The 25,143-nt window shown below is 61.6% G+C and carries 20 protein-coding genes and 2 pseudogenes; 15 read left to right on the top strand and 7 right to left on the bottom strand.

Annotated features, from left to right (window positions below):
- The 3 genes and pseudogenes from NMG46_RS17775 to NMG46_RS17765 all read right to left on the bottom strand — a co-directional run.
- Positions 1-316 (bottom strand): TCP-1/cpn60 chaperonin family protein (locus NMG46_RS17775; RefSeq protein WP_302896408.1); only part of this gene is annotated, 316 nt, incomplete at its 3' end.
- A 65-nt stretch (positions 317-381) separates the two neighbouring features.
- Positions 382-675 (bottom strand): annotated as a pseudogene (gene groES, locus NMG46_RS17770) (co-chaperone GroES); the annotation flags it as partial.
- Between the two features lie 101 nt (positions 676-776).
- Positions 777-1,085 carry a hypothetical protein gene (locus tag NMG46_RS17765; protein WP_126089903.1) on the bottom strand — a complete coding sequence of 103 codons (309 nt, stop codon included), beginning with the start codon at positions 1,083-1,085 and terminating at the stop codon, positions 777-779.
- 1,010 nt (positions 1,086-2,095) lie between these two features.
- On the opposite strand from NMG46_RS17765, the gene NMG46_RS17760 reads away from it, so the two are divergent.
- The 7 genes and pseudogenes from NMG46_RS17760 (at position 2,096) to NMG46_RS17730 (ending at position 10,063) form a co-directional block, all read left to right on the top strand.
- Positions 2,096-2,419 carry a DUF736 domain-containing protein gene (locus tag NMG46_RS17760; protein WP_029354915.1) on the top strand — a complete coding sequence of 108 codons (324 nt, stop codon included), beginning with the start codon at positions 2,096-2,098 and terminating at the stop codon, positions 2,417-2,419.
- 180 nt (positions 2,420-2,599) lie between these two features.
- Entirely contained in the window at positions 2,600-2,869 is a 270-nt protein-coding gene (locus NMG46_RS17755; RefSeq protein WP_029354917.1) for an AlpA family transcriptional regulator, read from the top strand.
- Positions 2,866-3,414: a S26 family signal peptidase gene (locus tag NMG46_RS17750; protein ID WP_029354919.1), complete on the top strand. Its 549-nt coding sequence runs from the start codon at positions 2,866-2,868 to the stop codon at positions 3,412-3,414. Before NMG46_RS17755 ends, NMG46_RS17750 begins: the two co-directional genes overlap by 4 nt.
- A complete protein-coding gene (locus NMG46_RS17745; protein ID WP_024505647.1) occupies positions 3,402-4,085 on the top strand; it encodes a lytic transglycosylase domain-containing protein in 684 nt (227 codons plus the stop codon). The genes NMG46_RS17750 and NMG46_RS17745 overlap by 13 nt, the downstream gene beginning before the upstream one ends.
- A 179-nt stretch (positions 4,086-4,264) precedes the next feature.
- The gene (gene rlxS, locus NMG46_RS17740; protein WP_126038545.1) at positions 4,265-6,235 is read left to right on the top strand and encodes a relaxase/mobilization nuclease RlxS; all 1,971 of its coding nucleotides are present in this window, start codon (positions 4,265-4,267) and stop codon (positions 6,233-6,235) included.
- A 356-nt stretch (positions 6,236-6,591) separates the two neighbouring features.
- A complete protein-coding gene (locus tag NMG46_RS17735) occupies positions 6,592-7,578 on the top strand; it encodes an AAA family ATPase (protein WP_095488552.1) in 987 nt (328 codons plus the stop codon).
- A 17-nt stretch (positions 7,579-7,595) separates the two neighbouring features.
- Positions 7,596-10,063 (top strand): annotated as a pseudogene (locus NMG46_RS17730) (S8 family peptidase).
- 214 nt (positions 10,064-10,277) lie between these two features.
- Here NMG46_RS17730 and NMG46_RS17725 read toward each other — a convergent pair.
- From NMG46_RS17725 to NMG46_RS17710, 4 genes are read right to left on the bottom strand one after another with little or no spacing between them, the layout of a single operon-like run.
- Positions 10,278-11,837 carry an E2 ligase fold family C protein gene (locus NMG46_RS17725; protein ID WP_091595803.1) on the bottom strand — a complete coding sequence of 520 codons (1,560 nt, stop codon included), beginning with the start codon at positions 11,835-11,837 and terminating at the stop codon, positions 10,278-10,280.
- Between the two features lie 3 nt (positions 11,838-11,840).
- Complete coding sequence (locus NMG46_RS17720; RefSeq protein ID WP_091595801.1) at positions 11,841-12,329, bottom strand: Mov34/MPN/PAD-1 family protein; 489 nt, start codon at positions 12,327-12,329, stop codon at positions 11,841-11,843.
- On the bottom strand, positions 12,326-12,943 hold the full coding sequence (locus NMG46_RS17715; protein WP_091595799.1) for a putative metal-binding protein: 618 nt from the start codon (positions 12,941-12,943) through the stop codon (positions 12,326-12,328). Before NMG46_RS17715 ends, NMG46_RS17720 begins: the two co-directional genes overlap by 4 nt.
- Positions 12,936-13,232, bottom strand: a complete 297-nt coding sequence (locus NMG46_RS17710) for a DUF2604 domain-containing protein (protein WP_024505654.1) — start codon at positions 13,230-13,232, stop codon at positions 12,936-12,938. Before NMG46_RS17710 ends, NMG46_RS17715 begins: the two co-directional genes overlap by 8 nt.
- Before the next feature lie 922 nt (positions 13,233-14,154).
- Between NMG46_RS17710 and NMG46_RS17705 the strand changes: the two genes are divergently transcribed.
- The 8 genes from NMG46_RS17705 (at position 14,155) to trbJ (ending at position 25,122) form a co-directional block, all read left to right on the top strand.
- Positions 14,155-17,619, top strand: a complete 3,465-nt coding sequence (locus NMG46_RS17705) for a Ulp1 family isopeptidase (RefSeq protein ID WP_236370632.1) — start codon at positions 14,155-14,157, stop codon at positions 17,617-17,619.
- Between the two features lie 218 nt (positions 17,620-17,837).
- Complete coding sequence (locus tag NMG46_RS17700; protein WP_254818902.1) at positions 17,838-19,868, top strand: conjugal transfer protein TraG; 2,031 nt, start codon at positions 17,838-17,840, stop codon at positions 19,866-19,868.
- Between the two features lie 116 nt (positions 19,869-19,984).
- Positions 19,985-20,398 carry a CopG family transcriptional regulator gene (locus NMG46_RS17695; protein WP_029354930.1) on the top strand — a complete coding sequence of 138 codons (414 nt, stop codon included), beginning with the start codon at positions 19,985-19,987 and terminating at the stop codon, positions 20,396-20,398.
- Positions 20,395-21,363, top strand: a complete 969-nt coding sequence (gene trbB, locus NMG46_RS17690; RefSeq protein WP_091595797.1) for a P-type conjugative transfer ATPase TrbB — start codon at positions 20,395-20,397, stop codon at positions 21,361-21,363. The genes NMG46_RS17695 and trbB overlap by 4 nt, the downstream gene beginning before the upstream one ends.
- 12 nt (positions 21,364-21,375) lie before the next feature.
- The gene (locus NMG46_RS17685) at positions 21,376-21,684 is read left to right on the top strand and encodes a TrbC/VirB2 family protein (RefSeq protein WP_024502851.1); all 309 of its coding nucleotides are present in this window, start codon (positions 21,376-21,378) and stop codon (positions 21,682-21,684) included.
- Entirely contained in the window at positions 21,684-21,956 is a 273-nt protein-coding gene (locus NMG46_RS17680; RefSeq protein WP_024502852.1) for a VirB3 family type IV secretion system protein, read from the top strand. Before NMG46_RS17685 ends, NMG46_RS17680 begins: the two co-directional genes overlap by 1 nt.
- On the top strand, positions 21,950-24,400 hold the full coding sequence (gene trbE, locus NMG46_RS17675; RefSeq protein ID WP_029354937.1) for a conjugal transfer protein TrbE: 2,451 nt from the start codon (positions 21,950-21,952) through the stop codon (positions 24,398-24,400). Before NMG46_RS17680 ends, trbE begins: the two co-directional genes overlap by 7 nt.
- Positions 24,397-25,122: a P-type conjugative transfer protein TrbJ gene (trbJ, locus tag NMG46_RS17670; protein ID WP_091595793.1), complete on the top strand. Its 726-nt coding sequence runs from the start codon at positions 24,397-24,399 to the stop codon at positions 25,120-25,122. Before trbE ends, trbJ begins: the two co-directional genes overlap by 4 nt.
- Positions 25,123-25,143: the final 21 nt, after the last annotated feature.

Here is a 25,143-nt window from a genome sequence, read left to right as displayed (position 1 = left end):
CCTTGTGGCCTTCCTGGACGATCGACTGCGCCAGAACGGTCGCGGTCGTGGTGCCGTCGCCGGCGATGTCGTTGGTCTTCGAAGCAACTTCGCGGACCATCTGCGCGCCCATGTTCTCGAACTTGTCCTCAAGCTCGATTTCCTTGGCGACGGTGACGCCGTCCTTGGTGATGCGCGGGGCGCCGAACGACTTGTCGATGACGACGTTGCGGCCCTTGGGGCCGAGCGTGACCTTCACCGCGTCGGCGAGGATGTTGACGCCGCGCAGCATGCGCTCGCGGGCATCACGGGAGAATTTTACGTCTTTGGCAGCCATTTTTAGCTCCTGGCAGGGGCTTCAATCGAGCCCGGGAATTCAGTTGACGAAAGGGCCTGATATGAGCCGATGATGCCCATGATGTCGGATTCCTTCATGATCAGAAGGTCTTCGCCATTGAGCTTGACTTCGGTGCCCGACCACTTGCCGAACAGGATGCGATCGCCGGCCTTGACGTCCAGTGGGACGAGCTTGCCGGCTTCGTCACGGGCGCCGGAACCAACGGCGATGATCTCGCCTTCCTGCGGCTTTTCCTTTGCCGTATCCGGGATGATGATCCCGCCAGCGGTCTTGGATTCGGATTCGACCCGGCGAACGACCACGCGGTCATGCAGCGGGCGGAACTTCGACTTTGCCATTTTCGGATTTTTCCCTGGTGCGGATGTTGAGGGGTTTTTGTTAGCACTCGCGATGGACGAGTGCTAACGCGATAGTGAGGTAGGCTGTAAGCGGGCACTCGTCAAGACGGACGAGGGCAGGCGAGGAGCTCTGGCCCCCTCCCCGGTGGAACCCAACGCATACGCGCATCCGCGTTGATGGCTGCGAGCCCCACATTTCCATTGAATTCGGCGTCATGACGCCAACTTGCGCGCGCCGCTTCCAAGTCGTCAGTCGTGCTGCCGTCAGCACGAACATAGGGCTGCGCTTCACTTCCCGTCGAAGCCGCGGCAAGCAGCGTCGCCGTCAGCACGCTCCTTTGCAGATGCTTGCCAAAGGTGGACAGTGAGCGCACCTGCGCCGGGCTGTTGGTGCGAACGTAAGACGTCATTGACAACTCCTTTTTGCAAGTCGAGCCCTTCTCCACCTTCGGCCGCCGTCGACGCGAAGAAGTCCGCATCGCGTTGATGACGAGCTGCGAAAAAGAGAAAGATGTGTTTGATGGCTGCGGCCCCAACGGTGCCTTCAGATTTGAGATCACTTCCGCCGCGAGCGGCTGAAGCTCCTCGCAACGTCACAATCGAATCTGCTGCCAAGCCTCCAGGAAAGGAGAGCATTGCTCATCTCGCGCTTGTGCATGCAGTCAACCTTCGATCCGTGTTGCCACATCTCAAGCGCAAATGCCGTGCCAAAGCTCACTGGGTAGTGAACGCATGGCTCTCCCTGAAAACCTCACAAATCCAGCATGGTCAATTGTGCGGAACCCGACATGCGTCTTCTGCCACTGTCAGCTTTCGGACAGGCATGACGCGTTTCGCGCCGACCACCGGTCGATCGGTTTTGGGGCCGGTCTGTTCGCCTCATAAGAGCGCGTCACGTTGCGTAGCGGTTTCCCGAGCGCCGCCACATGACACTGGACCTGCAGGTAGCACCGGCTTCTCATCCAGCCTTGCTTTGGCCCCTTCGCGTATCAAATTCCCGCTGGCGAGCCCTGCTTTCATAGATCGCACCATGCCGGATGTCTGCTCTGGCGCCCGACCCGCTGGCACGATCTCGATCCGGCATAAGGGCGCAGCATCTTTGCAGGCCGTTTCATCCCGGCGTCCTGCTTGGCTGAAAGACCGCACTTGGCGAGCGGTCTCCATGCTCTCTCCAAGGACCATCCCTGCGGCTGGCTTGTCGACCTATGGGCGGGTCCGGCCGCCCGAAACCCTCGCCATCAGCTTTTTTCCCCGCCGCCTGCGGCGGCTTCCTCGCGCCGCTTCGCTCACAAAAAAGCTGCCCGCTCGGATCCTTCGCTGTCGCTGCGGCCCTGTCGGATTCAGGCGGTCCTGACGCGCCCATTACGGTGCGCCATCGCAGGGGATGGTCCCCGGCGAAACCACAAAAGGAGACTTCGAAATGACCGCGATCGGTTACGTCAACAAGCAGGAAAACGGCGCCTACAAGGGCCAGCTCAAGACGCTCAGCGTCCGCGCCGACATCGATATCGTCCCCAACCAGGCCAAGAGCGCCGACAACCATCCCGACTTCCGGGTGCTTACGCAAGGAGTCGAAGTTGGCGCCGGCTGGATCCGCACCGGCGAGACTTCCGGCAAGGATTATGTGAGCCTGTCGATTGCAGCGCCGGAGTTCGGACCGCGCAAGCTCTACGCCAATCTCGGCCGCGCCGCCGGCCAGGACGATCACGACACCTACGCCATCATCTGGAACCCGGCCGACTGACCGGCCGAGATAGAGCCTCGCGCCGCAGCCCCGGCGCGGGGCTCATTCCCAGGAGTTCCACCCAAACCCCGTCCGCCCTAAAGGGCGGCGAAAACTCTCCCCCGACTCTTCGCCCGTCCCCGAGACGATCTCCCTCGCCCATCCTCGCCCTCGCTTGTCCGAAGCGAAACGAGGATCATCATGGACGACGAAAACGAACGCGCGGCCCGCGCGAAAAAGGGCAGCCCGTTTCTCAGCACAGCCCAAGCCGCCTTCTATATCGGGCTCTCCCAGCGCACGCTCGAAAAGATGCGGCTCAAGGGCGGCGGCCCGAAATTCCGCAAGCACGGCCGCTATGTCCGCTATCACATCGACGAACTCGACCATTGGTCGAAAGGACACCCGCAGCACTCCACCGCCGGCGATGGCAAGGCCGGTTCCGGCCAGGGCGGCACGGGAGGCCGTTCATGAGGCGGCGCCCTTCCATCCATCTGATCGGCAGCCGCCTGAGGCGTGTTCGAGCCCGTAAGACGGTCGCCTTGGCCGCGGCCGGTCTCGGTCTTTTGGGCTTCACGGCGCTGGGAAAGCCCACCCCTTGGCTGGTCTGGAACGCCTCGGCCAGCGCGCCGATCGGCCTTTACCGCATCGCTGCGGGAGCGCTGGCGCGTGGCGATCTCGTGCTCGTGCGCCCGCCTGAATACGCGGCGTATCTCGCCGCCGAGCGCAGCTATCTGCCTCGCAATGTGCCGCTGGCAAAACGTCTTGCAGCGCTGCCGGACGATAATGTCTGCGCCTTCAATGACGCCATCATCATCGGCGGCGACATCGTCGCGCGCCGGCTCAAAATCGACGCCGAAGGCCGACCTTTGCCATGGTGGAACGGCTGCCGAGCGCTCGGGGATAACGAGGTTTTCCTGCTCGGCAGCGACAAAAACCGCTCCTTCGACAGCCGCTATTTCGGGCCTGTTCCCACTCAAAATGTCATCGGGAGGCTCGTACCGCTATGGACCGAGTGACCCTCCTCTTGTTGGGCATGATCGCCATTGCGCCATGCGCCTGTTCCGCCTCGACCGGCGCTGAGCCGGTCGCCATCTCCCAAAGTCCGCAGCTGCGAAAGTGGCAGACGTTGGTATCGGAAGCAAGCCGGCGCTTCCATATTCCCCAAGCCTGGATCTATGCCGTCATGGCTGCCGAAAGCGGCGGCAAGACAATGCGCGGCGGCCGCCCCATCACCTCCCCCGCTGGCGCCATGGGCCTCATGCAGGTGATGCCCGGCACCTATGAGGAGATGCGGGTCGAACACGGCCTTGGGCCTAACCCCCACGATCCGCGCGACAATATCCTGGCCGGCACGGCCTATCTCAGCGCCATGTATGACCGCTTCGGATTTCCTGGCCTGTTTGGCGCCTACAATGCCGGTCCCGAGCGCTACGACGAGCATTTGAAGCGTGGCAAACCGCTGCCAGAAGAGACCGTCGAGTACCTCGACCAACTCAAGGCGGCCGGAGTTTCGGCGGCCGACATCGAGGCGTTCGAAAGCCAATCTGTCGCTCCAAAGGCGCAAATCGCTCCTCTCGGACGGTCGCTGTTCTTCATTCATGACGGTGTTCACTCAGGCGTGCGAAACGGCGATCTCTTCGTGCCGCTCGGCAAGGACGGCGCGCAGCCGAAGGAGCCGGTGCGTTAGCCATGGGCGGACGGGGGCGCGTCTGGCGGGGCTGGGCGCGTAAGGCAAGATAAAGGTACCGCCTCCAGGAGGCGGTTAAATCTTTGTCTGCACATCGTTTTTCCAGGAGGCTGCCGCCGGTGCCAAGAGGGTTGGACGTGTAAGTGTCTGATTTTGCTTGATATGTCTGGGAGGCTCGCATGAAGGATGACGAGTTCAGGCCGAAGCTCGGCAAAATCGGGTCGCGCGGCTCGAAGGCAGGCAAACGCTATGCCGGTCAAGTCCGGGCAGCCGTCAACCGAGCCGGCGGCCAGCCCCAGCCCGGCGGTCGCTTCACGGGCAGCCGGACAGGGCGCGGCGGGGCGGCTGCGGCGCTGCTGAAATCGCGCGACCGGTATGCCGCCTTCCGCCAGCGCCGGGTGATCGTCAAGGCGCGGATCGTCAAGCTCGCCGGCAAGGGCGCGGACGGGGCGCGTGCCCATCTACGCTATCTTCAGCGCGACGGCGTCACCCGAGAAGGTGCGCCTGGCGAGCTCTACGGCGCCGACAGCGACCGCGTCGACGGCAAGGCGTTCATCGATCGCGCGGACGGCGACCGCCACCAATTCCGCTTCATCGTCGCTGCCGAAGACGGCATCGAGTATGAAGACCTGAAGGCGCTGACGCGGCGGCTCATGGCGCAGATGCAGGAAGACCTCGGCACGAAGCTCGACTGGGTCGCGGTTGATCATTTCAACACCGGCCACCCGCACAGCCACATCATCGTCCGAGGCAGGGACGACCGTGGCGAGAACCTGGTCATCGCGCGCGAATATATCTCATCTGGCATCCGCGAGCGGGCGGCCGAGCTGGTCAGCCTCGATCTCGGTCCGCGAACCGACCGCGAGATTGAGCTTCGCCTGCGCCGGGAAATGGAGCAGGAACGCTTCACCAGCATCGACCGTCGGCTGCTCAGCATGCGTGATGATGACGGGCTGGTCTCGCCGGGCGGTCCCGACGCCATTCGCCAGACGCTGCACCAGGGACGGCTGCGCAAGCTCGAGCGGATGGGTCTGGCCGCGGAGGTCGGCGCTGGCTCCTGGCGCCTCGACGATGAGCTCGAAGCCACGCTGCGCCGCACCGGCGAACGCGGCGACATCATCAAGACCATCCACCGCGAACTGGCCGGCAAGGGGCTTGCACGCAGTGCCGCCGACTGGGTGATCCACGATCGAGCCGGCGAGCCCGTCCAGTCTCTCGTCGGTCGCGTTGTCGCGCGTGGACTGGCCGACGAGATCAATGACCGCCACTACATGATCGTCGACGCCGTCGACGGTAAGAGCCATTGGATCGACATCGGTAGAGGCGAGGCGATGGAAACGATGCCTAATGGCTGCATCGTGCGTGTCGCGCCAAGGAACACCGAGCCGAGGCGGGTCGATCGTACCATCGCCGAAATCGCCGCCGCGAATGGCGGCCGTTACGACGTCGATATCCACCTGAAGCATGACCCATCCGCCACCGAGAGCTTTGCGCGAACGCATGTGCGGCGGCTGGAGGCGATCCGCCGCGCGACCGGCGGCGTTGAGCGAGAGCCGAACGGCACCTGGCTCATCGCGCCGGACCATCTCGATCGCGTCGCGAATTATGAGGGCCAGCGGGCCAGGGCCGAGCCTTTCGTTGTCGACAAGCTCTCCTCAATGGCGCTGGAGCGACAGGTCAGCTTCAACGGCGCCACCTGGCTCGACCGGGAGCTGGTTGCCGATAGACCCGAGCCTTTGCACGGATCCGGCTTCGGCTGCGACGTGAGAGAGGCGCAAGCTCGCCGGCGGGAGTGGCTGATCGCGCAAGGCCACGCGCATGAAGAACAGGATCGGATCGTCTATCGAGCCAACATGCTTTCGATCCTGCGCCAGCGAGAACTGAACCGTGTTGCTGGCCAACTGTCGGAGGAACTTGGCCTGCCCTATGCCGAAGCGCGATCCGGAGGACGAGTAGAGGGTACGCTCCGCCGCTCCGTCGAGCTTGCCAGCGGAAAATATGCCGTCGTTGAGAAGTCGCGCGAGTTCACGCTGGTGCCATGGCGGCCGGTGCTTGAGCGCCATGTGGGCAAGGAGGTCTCCGGTGTCGTGAGTGGGGAGGGGATTTCATGGACCGTCGGCCGGCAAAGGAGCGGACCTGGTGTTTCGTGAGATGGTGTACAGCTTTTTTAGCCAGCGGCGCGGGCAGCCATGCGAGCCCGCGTAGACCTTATGGCCGCACGCCCGCAATCGGTCGCATGGACCTGCCAGGCGGGGCGGCTTTGGAGCGTTCGGACCCGACACGCTGCGTGAGTGGCCAGACTTCGAGCGCTCGAAGATGCGGACTGTTGTCTGCTGGCCGGCGTTATTCCGGCTGGCCTATGACCGCGGCGCAACAGTTCACCGCTGAAGTTGCCACGGGCGAACATCGACAAGAGAAAAAACACCATTGCGCGATACAAATCGCCGTTGAAAGCGTTTAGGTTGCATGCGCTTCGCCAAGTAAACGGATACCCCAGAAGAGAGCCATGACCACGGCCCGCCATATCGTGACGCTGCTTAAAAGCCACATTGCCGGCGACGAGGATCGTTTCCTCTCTATCGCGATGCAGCTTGCTGCGCATGAGGCACGTCAAGGCCATGGCAAGCTTGCTCAGGAGCTCAAGGATCTGGTCGACGCAGCCAAGAGCAGGGACGCCCGGATTGCCAAGAGCAGTCGGCCGGTTCCCCTTTTTCAGCCAAAGGGCGAGCTCGCAGGGCTCCTGCATGTGCGCTATCCGGACCTGCGACTGACCGACATGATTTTGCCGGACAGTCTGCGCTCGCGCCTGCACCGCGTGCTGGGAGAGCAGCGCCAACAAGCAAGCTTGCGCGAGCACGGGCTTGTTCCCCGTCGCAAACTGCTTCTGGTCGGCCCGCCAGGATCAGGCAAGACGATGACCGCATCGGCATTGGCCGGGGAGCTTCATCTGCCCCTTTTCACGATCGTCCTCGATGGTTTGATCACCAAGTTCATGGGAGAGACTGCCGGAAAGCTGCGGCTTGTTTTTGATGCAATGCAGGCGACGCGGGGCGTCTACTTCTTTGACGAATTCGATGCCATCGGCGCGCGTCGAGGCGAACGCCAGGATGTTGGCGAGATTCGGCGCGTGCTGAATTCGTTTCTGCAGTTTCTCGAGCAAGACGACAGCCACAGCCTGATTATTGCGGCAACAAATCATCCCGAGCTGCTCGACAGAGCTTTGTTCCGCCGTTTCGACGATGTCATCGAATACGCCGTGCCCGATCGGCCGATTATCGAGGCGCTGCTTCGGGCTCGACTCGACCGCTTCGACACCAGAGGGCTTGCCTGGAACGAGGCGATCTCTCAGGCAGAGAGACTGTCGCAGGCCGAGATCACCCGCGCGGCCGACGACGCTGCAAAAACCATCATATTGCGGGGGGGGAAGCGGATCACCTCGGAAGCGCTCATCGACGCTCTGAAGGAACGCCGGCAGGCTTCGCTGTCTGAGTAGCGACAGCACAGATCATAATGGCAGACGATTTTCCGCGCGACCGCGCCCATATCCACCTTCGCAACAACGGCATTCGGGAAGCCTATCGGCGGCCCAACCAACTTATACATGCACCGCCGCTGCCGGCGCGTGATCGGGCGTCGCATGCTGCGGCCTTGACGCAATCCATCGAACAAGCGGTCGAAAGTGCACGCCAGCAGATTGCGGCGCGTGACCCCCAGCTGTCGGTCGGCACGCCTGGCTTTTATCTCGAGATCGATCTGCCCATGTCCGGACGGGCGGCCCTCGACCAGTTGGCCGATCGTCGCCAGCACATGGAGCTGGTCGCCGTCCATGAGCCAACTCAACCCGGTGCTCCCATCACAGCGTCGGTGTTCCTGCCGCAAAGCGCGCAAGCCTATTATTTGCGGAAAGTCGAGGCGTATCGAGACGTTGACACTGACCGCGGCAGACCGCGCAACGAGCCGCTCGTCTCCCGCATGGAGACAGTCAGGCTGGCGACTGCACGATCGTTGTTTACCGACCACGACGACCTCTTCCCCCAGGCCGCTGACGAGCAGGTGTGGTGGGAAGTCTGGCTGCGCGACGGTCGCCGCGAGAACTTCGAGCACATTGCCGAAGCCCTGAACATCACTTTGCGCACGCATGCGGTCAGGTTTCCGGAGCGGGTGGTCATGCTGGCACTCGCCAGCACGGCAATGCTCGACCGCATGATTGCGCACAGCGATGTCGTCGCCGAGCTGCGGCGCGCGAAGGATACGCCGTCCTTCTTCATGGGCCTTGGCGGCGCGGAGCAAAGGGACTGGAGCGACGAGCTTCTCGGGCGCGTCAGACCGCCTCAACCGATATTGCGGTCTGCATTCTCGACAGCGGCGTGCGTCGCACCCACCCGTTGATCGAACCCGCACTTGCCGTTGAAGACTGGCACACCGTCAAACCGGCATGGGGCAGCGACGACACACCTGCGTGGAGCGGCCACGGGACGCGAATGGCAGGTGTCGGCCTGTACGGTGATCTGGTCCCGCTCCTGGTCGGAGGCGATCCAGTTCCATTGCCCTTTCGGCTGGAGAGTGTTCGTATCCTTCCGCCAGAAGACGAGGCAAACGATCCAGAACTCTATGGCGCGATCACCGCGGAAGCGATCGCCCGCGCCGAGGTGCAGGCGCCGGAGCGCCGCCGCGCGATCGCAATGGCTGTGACAAGCGCCAGTCCGGCGCGTGGAAGGCCCACATCGTGGTCTGCCGCTATCGACCAACTCTGTTTCGAAGAGGAACAGCGACGCTTGATCGTTCTCTCTGCCGGCAACATCGGCGATGACCTCATGCCGGCCGAGCATTTGACGCGCAACGATCTGGAAGCAGTCGATGATCCTTCTCAGGCCTGGAATGCGCTGACGGTCGGCGCTTTCACAGAAAAGGTCGATATCATTGACACCGACTTTGCGGGCTACGCTCCGATCGCGCCGGTCGGCGAGCTCTCGCCGCGCAGTCGCACTTCGGTCGTTTGGGACAGGCAGTGGCCGGTGAAGCCCGAGGTCGTCTTCGAAGGCGGCAATCTCGCCCATGACGGTGTGTTGCCTGGCGAGCCGATCGACGATCTGCAGATATTGACCACTTTCTATCGACCCGAACTGCGCCACTTCACCACCCTCGGAGATACGAGCGCGGCAACGGCCCATGCCGCACGGATGGCGGGACTAATTCTATCAGCGCGCCCCGAGCTGTGGCCTGAAACGGTTCGCGCCCTGATCGTCCACTCGGCCGAATGGACTCCGGCGATGCGCGCACGCATCGATGCGTGCAACGGAGCGAAGGGCGAGATCCAGGCGCTCGTGCGGCGCTATGGTTATGGCGTGCCAGATCTTGGGCGCGCGCTTCTGTCAACGGTGAACGACCTCACGCTTATCGTTGAAGATGAGCTTCAGCCTTTCCAGCGCGAGGGCGGCGCGGCTGCCAAAACGCGTGACATGAAGCTGCATCGCCTGCCTTGGCCGAAGGAGCAGCTCGCGGCGCTCGGCGCTGCCCAGGTCGAGCTCCGCGTCACGCTGTCCTATTTCATCGAACCCAACCCCGGTGAACGCGGATGGACCCGCCGGCATCGTTACGCGTCCCATGGTCTTCGGTTCAGAGTAAAGTCAGCGACCGAGACAGTCGACGAATTCCGAGCCCGCATCAATCAGGCCGCTCGGGACGAGGAGGAAGGGGCGCCTGCTGGAGGCGGAGAAGAGTGGCTGCTCGGCACCTTCCGCGATCGCGGCTCGTTGCACGCCGATTTCTGGTCGGGCAGCGCCGCCGATCTCGCCGAGCGTGACGCGATCGGCGTGTTCCCGGTCGGGGGCTGGTGGAAGGAGAAGCCTTACCTGGAACGCGTCGACGCTCTGGCTCGGTACGCCCTGATTGTGACGATTCGGGCGCCTGGGGTCGATGTTGACATCTTCACACCCGTCGAAGCAGCCCTGACTGTCGAGACGTCGGTCGAGACCTGATGCAGCACTGTCCAAACCGGCCAACAACGGAGGTTTGACCAGCCTCTGGTGCCATGGCGGCTGGTGCTGGATCATCACGTCGGCAAGGAGGTGTCAGGGATCATGCGCGGAGGACGATAGGCGGGCAAAGGAGCGGGCCAAGCGTGTCATAATGGCGCCCATGGTCACGCCCACAAGCCGCGCCCCCTGCGTCCACGGAGAGGTGCGCGTCTGCTTAGGCGGCCGAGACATCGCTTACCTGATCAACGGGCTCGCCGTATTTGCGCCTGTAAGCGGCAATGAAATCGTCGTCGCTACAGATGCAGCGGCCGCTGGAGTCCTTGGCCTTCGGATCGTGCAAGTGAGAGCCAAGGGGGCGCAGAAGATTCACCCGAGTGCTCGTCGTCGGGCTCATGGGAAACCCCGCACTATGTTTGACCAAATCCGCGGCAAGCATAATCCCGGCAAGCACCGACTGAAAGGCCATCGGAACGACAGTTCGAACGCGGCGACTTCCTTCGCTAAGCTGGAACACCAGACCGCCGCAGATAGCCTGCTGATAAAAGGAGCGCAGGGGCTGGCCGACAAACGGGGCTAGCGGTTCAAACGGCACAGCCATCGCTGTAGCCACGCGAACTACAAAGTCGTTGGGAACTCCGGCATTGGTCTGCAGGAGCGTTTTCACCTGCTCGTGTGCTTCCGGTATTCCGAGTTCCTCGGCAATCAGCTGGTGCTCGTCCTTGGATTTTCCGGATGGCAGGTACATGCAACAAAGGCAAGCCTGGCCGTCATCGAAACCATGCCGGGAGATACCGAGATCGTGCTCCTGCGTCCAAGCGTTTGCGATCCATCGCGGCAGTGCACCTTGGACAGCCAGACGGTCGGCGGCGGTGTCAAGCGCCACACCCACTTGGTCGAAGACCCAATTGCCCCGGCGCGCAACATATTCTGCCCACGTCAGAGGGTGCGCCTCGACCTCAAGGGCAGTCGATCTAAGGGCGGTGGCTGCAAGAACCGCCTTGGACATACCGATCTCCGCCTGGCCGGCCAATGCGTAGCGCTGCAGGTTTGAGAGTTCGATCGCTTCGTGATCGATTACATGCAGACGACCCTTGAGATCGGGTTGTCTCGCTAGCGCCCAAAGCGAGCCATGGCCTATCGCACCGAGCCCAACGAGGTGGGTTTCGCCAAGGTCGACTGGAAAGTCGATCGGGCCAGCCTCCCCGGCTTTGGTCTTGTCGTAGCTGCATAGCGAGAGGTCGATGGTTTCGTCCAACTCGGCGCCGGTCAACTGGGCGGCGAAGATAGTTCGAAAGACGTTGGCGGCGCCGAAGCAACTGGCGGCGCCAGCTCCATAAGGCAGCAGACTTGGGCCAGAGCCCACCGGGTCCGTACGCGACAGCTTTGCCGCCCAACCGTCCGATCCCACGAAAAAGATCGGGCACCGGAGTGATGGGCGCGTTACCCCTGCAACGACGCAGACGGTGGCAGACTTGCCGGAACGCCGGATGCCGACTTTTGGATTGATCGACTTTGCCAAGCGCTCCAGCGCTTGGGCTTGAGAGCTCGCCGCGCTGTCCAGCGGGAGTATCGCCAGAACCGGGTAGAGCCTAGCGAGCAATCTCACCGCAAGATCTAATGTCGCCTGGCCTTCGGCGCAGGAAGCGGCCTGATGGTCGAAGGCGACTGCCACGACCTGCTTTTCAAGAGCTGCTTTGAAGTCTCCCAGATGAAAATCGGCCAGGACCTGAGATGCCGCCGTGGCGGCGCGATCGATGAAGTTAGCGAATGCCATTGTTCAACTCGATATCATGATCATTCGCGACAGTGCCGCGGGAGGGAGCGCATTCCATTTGGCCTTTTCGTCAAGCCGATAGGCGGCGACCCGAGCAAAATCGAAAGGCTCGCGGGCGAAATTCGGCACCACCAGCGACAGACACCCAACCGTGGTAGCAACCGCATAAGCGTCGTCCGTCGTCGAATGGTAGGCGCGGCCCGGATGGCTGTGAATCTGGGCCAAGAGTTTCAGGCCGCTTTTGTAGAGCCAGACATTGAGCCGGTGCAGTTCTTCGGCCGCAACGATCACGCAAACGCCATCGTTTGTTCGAATGTGACGCTGCGCCGGGATAACCGTCTCTGTTACGGCAAAGTGCCGGTCTTCCTGAACGCCGACCCAAAGTGCCATCCCCTCATTGCCCTCGCGACCAACTGAGCGCAGATGCCCATGCGTGGTCGAGATGCAGCCGCGCGGGAGAGTCACGATCGTTACATCTCTCAAACCAGTCATTCTTGTATCGCCTGAGGGGATACCACCATTCCTACGATTGTCGGTTGGAGTTGAATCTGCAACTGCTCTATAGGAACGATTCCGTACTTGATGATCTTGTCCAGGATGAAGGCCAAACAGCCTTCGCCAGAACCCCGATGAAGTAGCCATGGATCACCTGAATGGGCTGGATTGTCGTGGTATTCCCGGACGCCCGCCATGCACAGGAATGGTTCGTCCTCGGGACTGTTGGCCTGGATGAAGTCCGTCAGCGGCACGGCGTTCTGCTGGATGAGAGCTCCTATCATCTCCGGCGGCGTTCCGGGCAGCGGCGGACGTCTAAGCATTTTCAGGTATAGATCTTTCCGGGCAATCGGATCACGCGTAAACGGATCGACGAAGACCACGGACGGTGGTCTTAGGTCGTAGTCGGTGAAGTCGACCTCGCTCGCTGCGCTGACCACCCGTGGCTTTAACTTGGGGCTGGCGAAAATGAAGAAAGCGCGCGGAAAAGTCGCCTCGATCAAGAAGCAGCCCTGAGCCCGATAGACATCAGCATATGGCCGGAACCGGCCGATCTCCCGATCAAACTTCGCTCGGGAGACCTCCGGATCCACACTTTGGGGTTTAGGCACCTGCGACGCCCGCCTTCAGGCTGAGGAACAGGGTCACAGTATTCGGGAAACCGAAATCGCCAAGCTTCTTGTCGACGTCGAGCAAGTTGCCGGCCTCATCCTTGAATTCCCAATTCTCGGCTGGTTGGGCGACATTCTGCGTGTTCTCAAGGGCTTTGGTACGAATGACGTGAAGCGGCTGGTTGGGATTGGCTTCGACCTGCGTGGGCTGGCCGTTCACCACCACCGTGATCTCGATCTTGCCCGGTCCGCCGCCGTGATTATCGCCCTTACCCGAATCCTTCGACATTGTCCTACTCCTGTGGCTTGCCAACCGCCCCACGCCCTGGCACCCACCTGCGAGTGAGACCGGCGGTCTTCAATCGTTCACCCGGCGCCACGGCCGCGAGTACGCGAAAGACAGGGGATAAGCTACCGAATCGGTGCTTGCCTTCTTTTATGGGTGACTTGAGCCGCAAGTAAATGGTCTCAAATTGCTCCTCACAACTATAATCGATTAGAGCAATGCGAAAATATTGGCGACACGCCTATTCATCTGCTCTCTCACTCGCCTGCTCCGTGCTCGGCAAGGGGAGCTTTGATCTGCGTCACGCGTCCCCAAGCAGCTGATTGCGCCGGCAGCGCCATAGGAACCGTCGTTCAGAGTCTTCACCACTCAAGCACCCGCATGGATGCATGCCGACGCTCGTCTCCACAAAACAGCGCAAGTGGTGCCTTGTTGGATAAGGTCGCCTCGTACCTGGTGCAGCATCTCTCGGAACGCATGCCGCTGCGAGACCAGGCCTCATCATCGCGTCACATAGGAGCTGAAGCTTTCCGGATCGGGTATCCAATCGGCATCCAGTTGCTCGGCGATATGGTTGAATTCTGCCCTCAGGACAAGAGTGAGTAGAGCAGCCCCGCTACGAAAATCCCATCCTGGTTCGTTTGACGCATCGACTATTCAGATTGATTGGCGTGATACCCGGCGCGGCCGCAACACGCGAGGCCGTCAACCGCTGAGCAGAAAACCAGCCTTCGCCTTCCGCGGCGGCGGACCTCGTCAGCCTCTCGAAAGCTTGCCTGAGTAGGTTGCTCATGTGATCTGTGGAAGTGAGGATAGCGTGCACCCGTACAAACTAGACATTCATCGTGGCAGCTTGGCTGCAGGTGCAGCACGCCGTACCGCACGAGCAAGCGGACAGGCCGGCCAAGCCGGTTTTGAGCAGCACTTGGGCGAACTGCAGGCGGCGGACGAGTTGATGGGTGCGCCAGGCGAGGAGGTCCTCGTCAATGGCTCGCATGGTAAAGGTGAGTTGAGACCAACGAAGAGGCAGAGGATCCAAAGCAATCTGCAGCATGCTGTCACTGAGCGGCAACCAGGTGAGGTTGGCAACTCAGGCGCTCGCGTGATGATGCAACTCCCCACCCATCAGGTGGGTACATCGGAACGGGAGGCGCAACTTGTGATGCAGGGGGACGAGCACGAATACACCCCAGCACCGCATCTCGACGGGTCGATGCCCTCGACAGTGCAGCCGGATCGTCCAATTGTGGTCCCCGACGGTGCCGACAAGCGTCCTGTTTATTCCAACGATGCCACCGCCATCGAAGGGCTGAAGTCAGCACTCCTTGCGGGTAAAGCCAGGCCGGACACGGTCACTCGCAGCACAAATTCTCTTTTCGGCTTTAGTCGTTGGCTCTTTCAAAACAACAAGCCAGGGCTTGCTGCTCGGCTTTACCATCCGTCGCTGAGCCAGGATCTCGAGGAGTACGAGAGTAGGGGTGGTTCCTCCACCGTGGCTGGCGCACTGCGTCAATTGATGAAGTCGATGGGCGGAGCCGGCCCGATTGTGGGTCGCGCTGTCCTGAACCCCCATCCTGACGACGCCGCGCTCACCAGACATTTCAGATCCGCGAGCGGCTACGCAACTGCTCTTAACCATTTCAGTCATTACCTACGTCAAAATGACAAGCTCGGAATTGCGGGTCGCATTTACGATAAATCGCTGGATAAAGATGTTGAGAGCTACAAGGCCGCCTCCTCTAATGGTGGAGCTCCGATCGAATCTGCGCTGGTTTATCTCCGCAAGAACCCGCCGCGCGTTATACTCGGGAATCATCTGGAAAACGCGGTCAGCATGGAGGCTCGTCCCCGTGGCGACGCTGCTCAGCATACCGCACCACAGCAGGGATTCGATTGGCCAGAGGAGCTCCTGCCGGTAGGTTATAAGGAGGGCACCGATCTACCATTGTCTCTCGCCCCAACCGCGCACCAACACCAAGCGCCCGACTTTGGAGAGGCCGTCCCTCACTTGAACTGGCGCCACGGCGACCAGGGCGCCCCGGAGGAGCTGGTAGCTGCACGGGACAGGAGCAGCCCGCTGCCAAGCGAGGCGGTGCCACATAAATCTGGACGGGGACTCGCTACGCAGCCCAGATTGTGGGCGGAGAAATCCGCCTCGCCAGAGCTCTTTCGACGGCGGGCGGAGCAGGCTCTGCCGGCGTCCGCCAGAGGTGTGGAGACATCCTCCGCGGTTGATGAAGCCGCGCAGGCCGCTCGCCAAGCTTTGGCTTGGTTGCAGCAGGAGATGGAGGGGATCGAACCGATGCAGGATCCTCATAAGGTGGCTACACCGGAATGTGAGGCGCAGCTCGTCAGGCAGAGGGATGAGCACGAATCCACCCCAGCACCGCATCCCGGAGGTGGTGGGTCGATGCCCTCGACAGTGCAGCCGGATCGTCCAATTGTAGTCCCCGACGGTGCCGACAAGCGTCCTGTCTATTCCAACGATGCGACCGCTATCGAAGGGCTGAGGGCAGCATTCCACGCGGGTAAGGCCAAAGCGAACACGGTCACTTACAATGTAAATTCTCTTTTCGGCTTTAGTCGGTGGCTCCTTCAAAACAACAAGCCAGGGTTTGCTGCTCGGCTTTACCATTCGTCGCTGGATCAGGATCTCAAGGAGTACGAGAGTACGGGTGGTTCCTCCACCGTGGCTGGCGCACTGCGTTACCTCAAGAAGTCGACAGGCGGAGCCCAGATTATGGCTCGCCCTGTCGTGATCCCCTATCCTGACGATGCCGAGCTCATTAGAAATTACAGAGCCGCTTCGACCAAGGAGTACCTGGCAGCGCCTGCGACCGGACGGAATCCAGATACCGTGGGCGGCTATACAAATTTTCTTAGACATTTTAGTCAGTACCTGCGTCAAAATAACAAGCTTGGGATTGCGGCTCGGATTCACGACAAATCGCTGGATAAAGATGTTGAGAGCTTCAAGGCTGTCTCCTATGGTAATAGGCTAAGTATCAGTTCTGCATTGGCTCACCTCCGGGATATCCTGCCGCGCATTGTGCTCGGGCGCGAAACTGTCCTTTCTGCTCATCCGGCAGACGCAGTCACCAGGCGCGTTGGGGCCGCTGCTGAAGCTGGGCCAGCGGCACCGGCAAGAGCTCCCCAACCCGCCTCGCCAGCAACCGCTAGGCTGCCAGGCACCTACCGCGGCCTTCCACTGGTTGATGTGACCACACTGACTACCAGTTCCTCTGGGGCTCAGATCGGGGCGCTCGATCCGACAGCCCCGTCCAACGTTGCAACGGGGCGGGTGCTCGGCGCCGCCGAATGGCTGAGCGACGCCCATATCCAGAGAGATTACAATTTGCTGGAGGGGCAACTGCAGGGGATCAATCCGGCGCTCGCTGCCCGGACTCGGCTGGTGGATCCTTCCGTATCCCATCTACTGCGACACACGTCGCCGCAAGACGCTCGAGGCATATTGCAGTCCATCTATAATCAAAACAACGCCACAGCCGACTTCCTGTTCTTGCCAGTGAATAATGGCACGGCTACTAGCCCCGGCACCCATTGGTCGCTGCTGCTCGTTGATCGCCGCGACCCGGAAAGGCGGTTCGCCTATCACTACGACTCCCTCCAGCGAGAGGGATATAACGACGTGCCTGCAAAACAGCTCGCAGGACTGCTGAATGCCACCTTGGCGCCAGCCCCCATGGCCAGACAGACGAACCATTATGATTGCGGCGTGTTTGTCCTGGAGGGCACGTGGGCGCTGGTTGAACGATTGGTGAAAGGGCAGCGGCCAGACCACGAGCCGCTGCCCCTCGACAACCTCGTTGCCGATCGGCAGGCGCTGCAAGACCGGCTAAGGAGGCGCTTGCCGCACGAGGAAGAGCCGCGGCAGCTGCTGGAGGATGAACCCGCCTCCCCACCGATGATGGCATTCGAGCCAGGGGAACTGCGGCAACTGTTGGAAGACGAGCCTGCCTCCCCACCAATGATGGCGTTCGAGCCAGGGGAACTGCGGCAACTGTTGGAGGACGAACCTGCCTCCCCACCAATGATGGCGTTCGAGCCAGGGGAACTGCGGCAACTGTTGGAGGACGAGCCTGCCTCCCCACCAATGATGGCGTTCGAGCCAGGGGAACTGCGGCAGCTGTTGGAGGATGAACCCGCTTCCCCACCGATGATGGCGTTCGAGCCAGGGGAACTGCGGCAACTGTTGGAGGATGAACCCGCTTCCCCACCGATGATGGCGTTCGAGCCAGGGGAACTGCGGCAACTGTTGGAAGACGAGCCTGCCTCCACTTGGGCACAAATCAATTCGACCCCACATGCGCGAGCGGACGGTGTTCATCAGCCAGCCCAGGCGCCGTGGCTCCCTGAACGCAGAAGATAACTTTGCGGAGGAGCGGTCACGCAACTGTCGGCGGCGCCGGGCCTCAGGGTGAATGGAAAGGATGGAGTGGCGGATGGTGTCGCGTGAAGGCGCAACACGCGTGCTGACCGACCTGATACGTAGGAAGTCGTTCATTGCTCCCAAATCGTATGTGAGGAACATTCCTGTCCCGGCTGCGCCGCGCGATGCTAGGTCGCGTTGTTCAGCGGGCCAAGCCGATGACACCTACGAAGCTACTGATCGGGCAGATCGCCGTTGTGTGCGCAATTGTCATTATCGGCGTATGGACGGCAACCCAATGGTGCGCTCAAATGCTGACCTACCAGACGCCTCTCGGCGCACCATGGTTTCTCTTCGCCGGCTGGCCAATCTACAAGCCGTGGAAGCTGTTTGAATGGTGGTTCCACTTCGATGCTTATGCGCCGGAGGTCTTCGACAAAGCCGGTACGCTTGCAGGCGCCAGCGGATTCCTGGGCTGTGCCGCCGCAATCGCTGGCTCGCTTTTGCGCGCGCGACAGCGCGGGTCGGTTACGACCTATGGGTCTTCACGGTGGGCCACGACTCATGAGGTCGAGACGGCAGGGTTGTTACGGCCGGCGGGCGTTTTCCTCGGTAGGCTGAACGATCGCTATCTGCGCCATGACGGCCCGGAGCACGTCATGGCATTTGCGCCGACGCGTTCGGGCAAGGGCGTGGGGCTGGTTGTTCCAACGCTACTTTCCTGGACCGGGTCTGCCATCATTCATGATATAAAAGGCGAAAATTGGCAGTTGACCTCCGGCTGGCGGTCGAAATTCTCGTACTGCCTTCTGTTCAATCCGACCGACCCGAGATCGGCACGCTACAACCCGCTGCTGGAGGTACGCAAAGGCCCAGATGAGATCCGAGACGTTCAAAACATCGCCGACATCCTCGTCGATCCCGAGGGCGCGCTGGAGCGACGGAACCACTGGGAGAAGACCAGCCATTCACTCCTAGTTGGCGCCATTTTGCACGTGCTCTACGCTGAAGAGGAAAAGACGCTGGCCCGCGTCGCCACCTTCCTGTCGGACCCGCAACGCTCGTTTGCCGCAACGCTACAGCGGATGATGACGACAAACCATCTCGGGACGGGGCATAACCCTCAGGTCCATCCCGTAGTGGCCTCGGCGGCTCGCGAACTCCTGAACAAGTCGGAGAACGAGCGCTCAGGCGTCCTCTCGACCGCCATGTCCTTTCTCGGGCTTTATCGTGATCCAACGGTCGCGACGGCCACTTCGTCCTGCGACTGGCGCATCGCTGACCTAGTGGATGGAGAGCGACCGCTGTCGCTCTATCTGGTCGTGCCGCCTTCGGATATCTCGCGCACCAAGCCTTTGGTGCGACTGATCTTGAACCAGATCGGCAGGCGGTTGACGGAGCGCCTGGAGGGGGACCCGAAGAAGAGCCGTAAGCATCAACTGCTCATGATGCTGGACGAGTTTCCGGCGCTCGGTCGCCTCAACTTCTTCGAGACGGCGCTCGCCTTCATGGCAGGTTATGGCATTCGCTCCTATCTGATCGCACAATCTTTGAACCAGGTTTCAAAGGCCTATGGCGAGAACAATGCTATTCTCGACAATTGCCACGTGCGAATTGCCTTTTCCTCCAATGACGAACGCACGGCCAAGCGCATCTCGGATGCCCTCGGCACCGCAACCGAACTTAGGTCGATGCGCAACTATGCGGGCCATCGGCTTGCGCCCTGGCTTTCGCATGTCATGGTGAGCCGCCAGGAAACCGCGCGCCCGCTCCTGACGCCAGGCGAGGTGATGCAATTGCCGCCGTCAGACGAATTGGTCCTGGTTTCTGGGTTGCCGCCGATCCGCGCCAAGAAGCTGCGCTATTATCAGGATCAGAATTTCACAGACCGGGTGCTGCCTGCGCCGGTGCTGCGCGACGGTCCCTATGCGGACTGCCCTGCATCACGCCCGGACGGCTGGACTGGACAAGTGTGCAGCGTCGATAGCCGACTTGCTGCGGACGACGAAAGCGCCGACGCGCCAGTTGAAGACGAGGGAGGCGTTCAGCAGCAACGCCATCCAAGCCTGCCCGTAGAAGACGTTGTTGTCTCTCAAGAGCCCGATCAGGCCGATCTGTTGAAGCCCGCAGACGATGACAGCGAAGCGCTCGCGGACAAGCGTGTCATGGATCGGATTTCCACTGCGGCCCGCGCCTACGGTATCAACGAGGGCAGGGGCGACGACAAGGATGTCATTCCCGGCTTCTGAAGTCCGCTGAGTTGCAGAGCGCATCTCAGCGTAGATAACGGCCATAAGCAATTTTGAGCGTCTGGCCGATCCTTCTCCCGTCGCCGGCGCAACGCCGGGCCGTCGGAACGAGCCGCATGAAGCCCCACCGCATTCGCCATCAGTTTCTGCTTGAGCCGGAGCTCAGCGAGAAACTGGACAACCTCAGTCGCGATCCGTCAACGACCAAATCAGCGATCGTGGCGAAGGCGGTCGAGGCGTTCATCGAGCGGCGTGGCGAGAACGAGTTCGATCGGCGCTACGGCGTAAGGCTTGACCGGCTCTCCCGCGACCTTGCCCACGTCAGGCGCGATGCCGAGGTGATCCTGGAGAGTCTGGCGCTCTTCATCCGCTTTTCGATCACGCTTCATGCCCACACGCCTGTGCCGGACAGGGCGACCCAGGCGATTGCCCAGGAGCGTTTTGACAAATTCGTTGAGCAGGTCGGCCGCCAGATCGCTTCCGGCAAAAGGTCGCTTAGCAAAGACAATGGTGGGGGAGGGGAAGGATGAGCTCTCATCCCGAGGCCGACCACCGGCGGCGTGTCATGCTGCGCACCGCCCTGGGTCCGGCAATCACCGAAGCCCTTGCCGATCCGTCCGTCATCGAGGTGATGGTCAATCCCGACGGTGCGCTGCGGCTCGACCGGCTGGGCGAGGGCCGAGTCAATACGGGCGTGCATCTGCACCCGTCCGAGGCGGAACGCATCATCCGCCTGGTCGCCTCCCATGTGCGGGTCGAGGCGCACGCGGACAATCCGATTGTCAGTGCCGAACTGCCGTCGGGCGAGCGCTTCGAGGGTCTGCTGCCGCCGGTCGTGCTCGCGCCATGCTTTGCCATCCGTAAACCAGCGGCAAAGCTCTACACGCTGGCCGACTATGTCGCGGACCGGATCATGCTGCCGCTGCAGGTCGATGTGCTCAAGAGGGCAGTCCGCGAGCGGCGCAACATCCTGGTCGCCGGCGGCACGTCTTCGGGCAAGACAACCCTTGCCAATGCGCTGCTGGCGGAGGTCGCAGAATGCGACGAGCGGGTGATCCTCATCGAGGACACGCGCGAACTGCAGTGCGCGGCCAGGGACTGCGTTGCCCTGAGAACGAGGCGGGGCTCGGTCACCCTTGCCGATCTCGTGCGCTCAACGCTGCGGCTCAGGCCCGACCGCATCATCGTCGGCGAAGTAAGAGGTGCGGAAGCACTCGACATGCTGAAGGCATGGAACACCGGGCACCCCGGCGGCATCGCCACGGTTCACGCCAATTCGGCGCGCTCCGCACTCTACCGTATCGAGCAGCTCGCACAGGAAGCAGTCGTCACCGTTCCCCGCCGCCTCATCGCCGATGCCGTCGACCTGCTCGTCTTCATCGCCGGCCGCGGCTCGTCGCGCCACATCGACGCAATCGCCGAGGTCACCGGTCTCGACGGCAGCGGCGATTACGCCGTTGCCCCGCTCACGCTTTCGCAACTCCAGCAGCTTTGAAAGGCCTTCCTCATGCGCAAGAAGCTTCGCTTTCTTTCGTCCACAGCGCTCGCGTTTCTTATCACGGCCCCCGTTTATGCGGCCGGCTCCGGCATGCCGTGGGAGCAGCCGCTGCAGCAGATCCTGGAGTCGGTGCAGGGACCGGTCGCCAAGATCGTTGCGGTGATCATCATTATCACCACCGGCCTGACGCTTGCCTTCGGCGACACCGCCGGTGGTTTTCGGCGCCTGATTCAGATCGTCTTCGGTCTGTCGATCGCCTTCGCGGCATCGAGCTTCTTCCTCTCCTTCTTCTCCTTCGGTGGTGGGGCGCTCGTCTGATGGCCGCCGGGGAGCAGCATATCGAGGGCTTCGCAGTACCGGTCCACCGGGCGCTGACCGAGCCGATCCTGCTCGGCGGGGCTCCGCGCGCGGTGGCGATCCTCAACGGTACAGTGGCCGCGGCCATTGGCTTCGGCTTGCAGCAATGGATTGCTGGTCTGGTGCTTTGGATCGCGGGCCACTCGTTAGCGGTCTTTGCCGCAAGACGCGATCCGGACTTCGCCAGCGTGCTTGTGCGCCACCTTCGTCTGAAGGGGTGGCTTGCATGCTGAACCTTTCGGAATATCGAAGCAAAGCCGACCGGCTTGCCGACCATCTACCCTGGGCTGCCTTGGTGGCGCCCGGCATCGTGCTCAACAAGGACGGCAGCTTTCAGCGGACGTTGCGGTTCCGCGGCCCGGATCTCGAAAGTGCGACGGAGGCTGAACTCGTCGGCATTTGCGGCCGGGCGAACAATGCTCTCAGACGCCTTGGCTCTGGCTGGGCATTGTTCTTTGAGGCCGAGCGCATAGAAGCGCTGGGCTATCCGAACTCGCATTTTCCTGACGCCGCGTCGTGGCTGGTCGACGAAGAACGCCGCGCTGCTTTCGAGGGGAAGGTAGCGCACTACGAGAGCCGCTATCATGTGACCTTAGTGTTTATGCCACCGCCCGACGCCCAGGCGCGCGCGGAAAGCGCGCTCGTCGACTCTCATTATTCCCAAGGAGAAAGAGACTGGCGCCAGGATCTGGCGAGGTTCCGTGACGAGACCAACCGCGTGCTCGATCTCTTCTCGGGCTTCATGCCCGAAGTACGCGTCCTCGATGATGCTCAGACGTTGACCTATCTCCACGGCACGATTTCGCCTCGACGCCATCCTATCATGGTCCCGGAAACGCCGATATATCTGGATGCCATCCTGGTCGATGCGCCGCTTGCCGGTGGCCTGGAGCCGATGCTGGGTGAGCAGCATCTTCGCACACTGACCATCCTCGGCTTTCCGAACCTCACCCGGCCCGGGATTCTCGATGCCCTCAATCATCAGGATTTCGCCTATCGCTGGATGACGCGCTTCATTCCGCTCGAGAAAACGGAAGCCACGAAGACGCTGACGCGGTTGCGCCGGCAGTGGTTTGCCAAGCGCAAATCGATCGTGGCAATCCTACGCGAGGTCATTACCAACGAGCCGGTCCCGCTTGTCGACAGCGATGCCGACAACAAGGCGCTCGATGCCGACGAAGCCCTTCAGGCATTGGGCGGCGATCATGTGAGCTTCGGCTATCTCACCACGACCGTGACGGTGTGGGGCGAGGATCGCCAAGCCGCTGCAGAGAAGCTTCGCGCGGTCGAGCGCATCATCAATGGGATCGGTTTCACCACGATCCGAGAAGGCGTCAATGCGGTCGAGGCTTGGCTCGGCTCATTGCCTGGCCATGTCTACGCTAACGTTCGCCAACCGCTCGTTCATACTTTGAACCTTGCCCATCTCATGCCGCTGTCGTCGGTTTGGGCCGGTCCTGCGACAAACGAGTATCTCGCGAAAGTCACCCAAACCGAAGCGCCACCGCTTCTCGTTGCCGAGACCAGCGGGTCGACACCGTTTCGGCTTTCCACCCACGTCGAAGATGTCGGCCACATGCTGGCTGTTGGTCCGACCGGCGCCGGCAAGTCGGTTCTGCTTGCTCTGATTGCTCTGCAGTTCAGGCGCTATGCCGGCGCCCAGGTTTATGTCTTCGACAAAGGCAATTCGGCCCGTGCTGCAACACTTGCCATGGGTGGAGAACACCACGCGCTAGGAGCGGACGGTTCCCTTGCCTTTCAGCCACTGCGCAGCATCAACGACCAGGCTAGCCGAAGCTGGGCGGCCGAATGGATCGCCAGCCTTATTGCCCACGAGAACGTCACCGTCACGCCGGAGGTGAAGGAGGCTATCTGGTCAGCGCTGGCCAGCCTTGCCACCGCGCCGGCGCAGGAACGCACACTGACCGGCCTTTCGGTCCTGCTTCAATCCAATGCGCTGAAGTCCGCATTGATGCCCTACACGCTCGACGGTCCCTTCGGCCGCCTGCTCGATGCCGATCATGATGGGCTGGCCTTGTCGGATGTGCAGTGTTTCGAGACCGAGGAGCTGATGCACAGCCAAGGCGCTTTGCTGCCGGTGCTTACCTATCTGTTCCAGCGACTTGAGGAACGGTTCGACGGACGGCCCACGCTGATCATGCTCGACGAGGCGTGGGTCTATCTCGACAATCCGCTGTTCGCCGCCCGCATCCGCGAATGGCTGAAGGTGCTGCGAAAGAAGAACGTGTCGGTTGTCTTCGCTACGCAGTCGCTGGCTGATATCGCGGGCTCTGCCATAGCGCCGGCAATCATCGAAAGCTGCCCGCAGCGCATTTTCCTTCCCAATGATCGTGCCGTGGAACCCCAGGCGCGCACAGCCTACGAACGCTTCGGTTTAAGCGAGCGGCAGATCGAATTGATCGCCCGCGCCACGCCGAAGCGTCAGTATTATCTGCAATCGCGCCGCGGCAACCGTCTGTTCGAGCTCGGGCTTGGCCCCATCGCTCTTGCGCTTTGCGGTGCTTCCGATCCGGCCACGCAGACTCTGATCGACAGGATCCTGTCCGAAGACGGGCAAGGCAGCTTTGCCTCGCAGTTCCTGATCGCGCGCGGCCTCGATTGGGCCGGCGAACTTCTCAAGCAATTCCCTCAACCAGACAAGGAGCAATTAGCATGATGCGGCGACGCCTTCTCTCCGGCCTGATCACCGTTTCCCTGATCGCCAAGCCTATGGCCGACTATGTGCAGCCCGCCTACGCCCTTATCGTGTTCGATCCGTCCAATTATGCGCAGAACGTGCTGACGGCCGCGCGCGCCCTGGAGCAGATCAACAACCAGATCCAGTCGCTGCAGAATCAGGCGACCATGCTGCAGAACATGGCGCGCAATCTTCAGCGTCTGGATTTCTCTTCCGTTGGCCAACTCACCGGTTCGCTCCATCGCATCGACGGCTTGATGGACCAGGCGAGTGGCCTCAGCTTTGATCTGGGCAAGCTTCAAGACCAGTGGCGCAGCCAATATCCGGAAAGCTACGACGCCACGATCAAGGTCAGCGATGTGGCGAGTGCTGCGCGCGAGCGTTGGCAAAGCGCCATGCAGGCGTTCCGCCAGACCATGGGGGTCCAGTCGCAAATCGTCGAGAACGTCCGCGCCGACGGCGATCTGCTCGCCGATCTCGTCAACCGCAGCCAAGGGGCGGCCGGTGCGCTTCAGGCAAGCCAGGCCACCAACCAGCTGATAGCGCTTTCGACAAAGCAGCAGATGCAGATCCAGACGCTGCTCGCAACGCAGTTTCGAGCTGAGGCCGAGGATGCCGCCCGCAAGGCCCAGTCAGAGGAAGCCGCCCGCGAGATGACGAAGCGATTCTTGGGTACCGGCTCGGCTTATCCCGGCAATTAATCACGAGTTCATCACGACGAG

This window comes from Mesorhizobium sp. LMG 17147, from assembly GCF_024297145.1.
Lineage (GTDB): Bacteria > Pseudomonadota > Alphaproteobacteria > Rhizobiales > Rhizobiaceae > Mesorhizobium.
This window is presented reverse-complemented; position numbering and strand designations above follow the sequence as displayed.

Bases quoted from the DNA above. Each gene is read 5' to 3' on its own strand.
- NMG46_RS17765 (WP_126089903.1), bottom strand. From the start codon at position 1,085: ATGACGTCTTACGTTCGCACCAACAGCCCGGCGCAGGTGCGCTCACTG.
- NMG46_RS17760 (WP_029354915.1), top strand. From the start codon at position 2,096: ATGACCGCGATCGGTTACGTCAACAAGCAGGAAAACGGCGCCTACAAG.
- NMG46_RS17755 (WP_029354917.1), top strand. From the start codon at position 2,600: ATGGACGACGAAAACGAACGCGCGGCCCGCGCGAAAAAGGGCAGCCCG.
- NMG46_RS17750 (WP_029354919.1), top strand. From the start codon at position 2,866: ATGAGGCGGCGCCCTTCCATCCATCTGATCGGCAGCCGCCTGAGGCGT.
- NMG46_RS17745 (WP_024505647.1), top strand. From the start codon at position 3,402: ATGGACCGAGTGACCCTCCTCTTGTTGGGCATGATCGCCATTGCGCCA.
- rlxS (WP_126038545.1), top strand. From the start codon at position 4,265: ATGAAGGATGACGAGTTCAGGCCGAAGCTCGGCAAAATCGGGTCGCGC.
- NMG46_RS17735 (WP_095488552.1), top strand. From the start codon at position 6,592: ATGACCACGGCCCGCCATATCGTGACGCTGCTTAAAAGCCACATTGCC.
- NMG46_RS17725 (WP_091595803.1), bottom strand. From the start codon at position 11,837: ATGGCATTCGCTAACTTCATCGATCGCGCCGCCACGGCGGCATCTCAG.
- NMG46_RS17720 (WP_091595801.1), bottom strand. From the start codon at position 12,329: ATGACTGGTTTGAGAGATGTAACGATCGTGACTCTCCCGCGCGGCTGC.
- NMG46_RS17710 (WP_024505654.1), bottom strand. From the start codon at position 13,232: ATGTCGAAGGATTCGGGTAAGGGCGATAATCACGGCGGCGGACCGGGC.
- NMG46_RS17700 (WP_254818902.1), top strand. From the start codon at position 17,838: ATGACACCTACGAAGCTACTGATCGGGCAGATCGCCGTTGTGTGCGCA.
- NMG46_RS17695 (WP_029354930.1), top strand. From the start codon at position 19,985: ATGAAGCCCCACCGCATTCGCCATCAGTTTCTGCTTGAGCCGGAGCTC.
- trbB (WP_091595797.1), top strand. From the start codon at position 20,395: ATGAGCTCTCATCCCGAGGCCGACCACCGGCGGCGTGTCATGCTGCGC.
- NMG46_RS17685 (WP_024502851.1), top strand. From the start codon at position 21,376: ATGCGCAAGAAGCTTCGCTTTCTTTCGTCCACAGCGCTCGCGTTTCTT.
- NMG46_RS17680 (WP_024502852.1), top strand. From the start codon at position 21,684: ATGGCCGCCGGGGAGCAGCATATCGAGGGCTTCGCAGTACCGGTCCAC.
- trbE (WP_029354937.1), top strand. From the start codon at position 21,950: ATGCTGAACCTTTCGGAATATCGAAGCAAAGCCGACCGGCTTGCCGAC.
- trbJ (WP_091595793.1), top strand. From the start codon at position 24,397: ATGATGCGGCGACGCCTTCTCTCCGGCCTGATCACCGTTTCCCTGATC.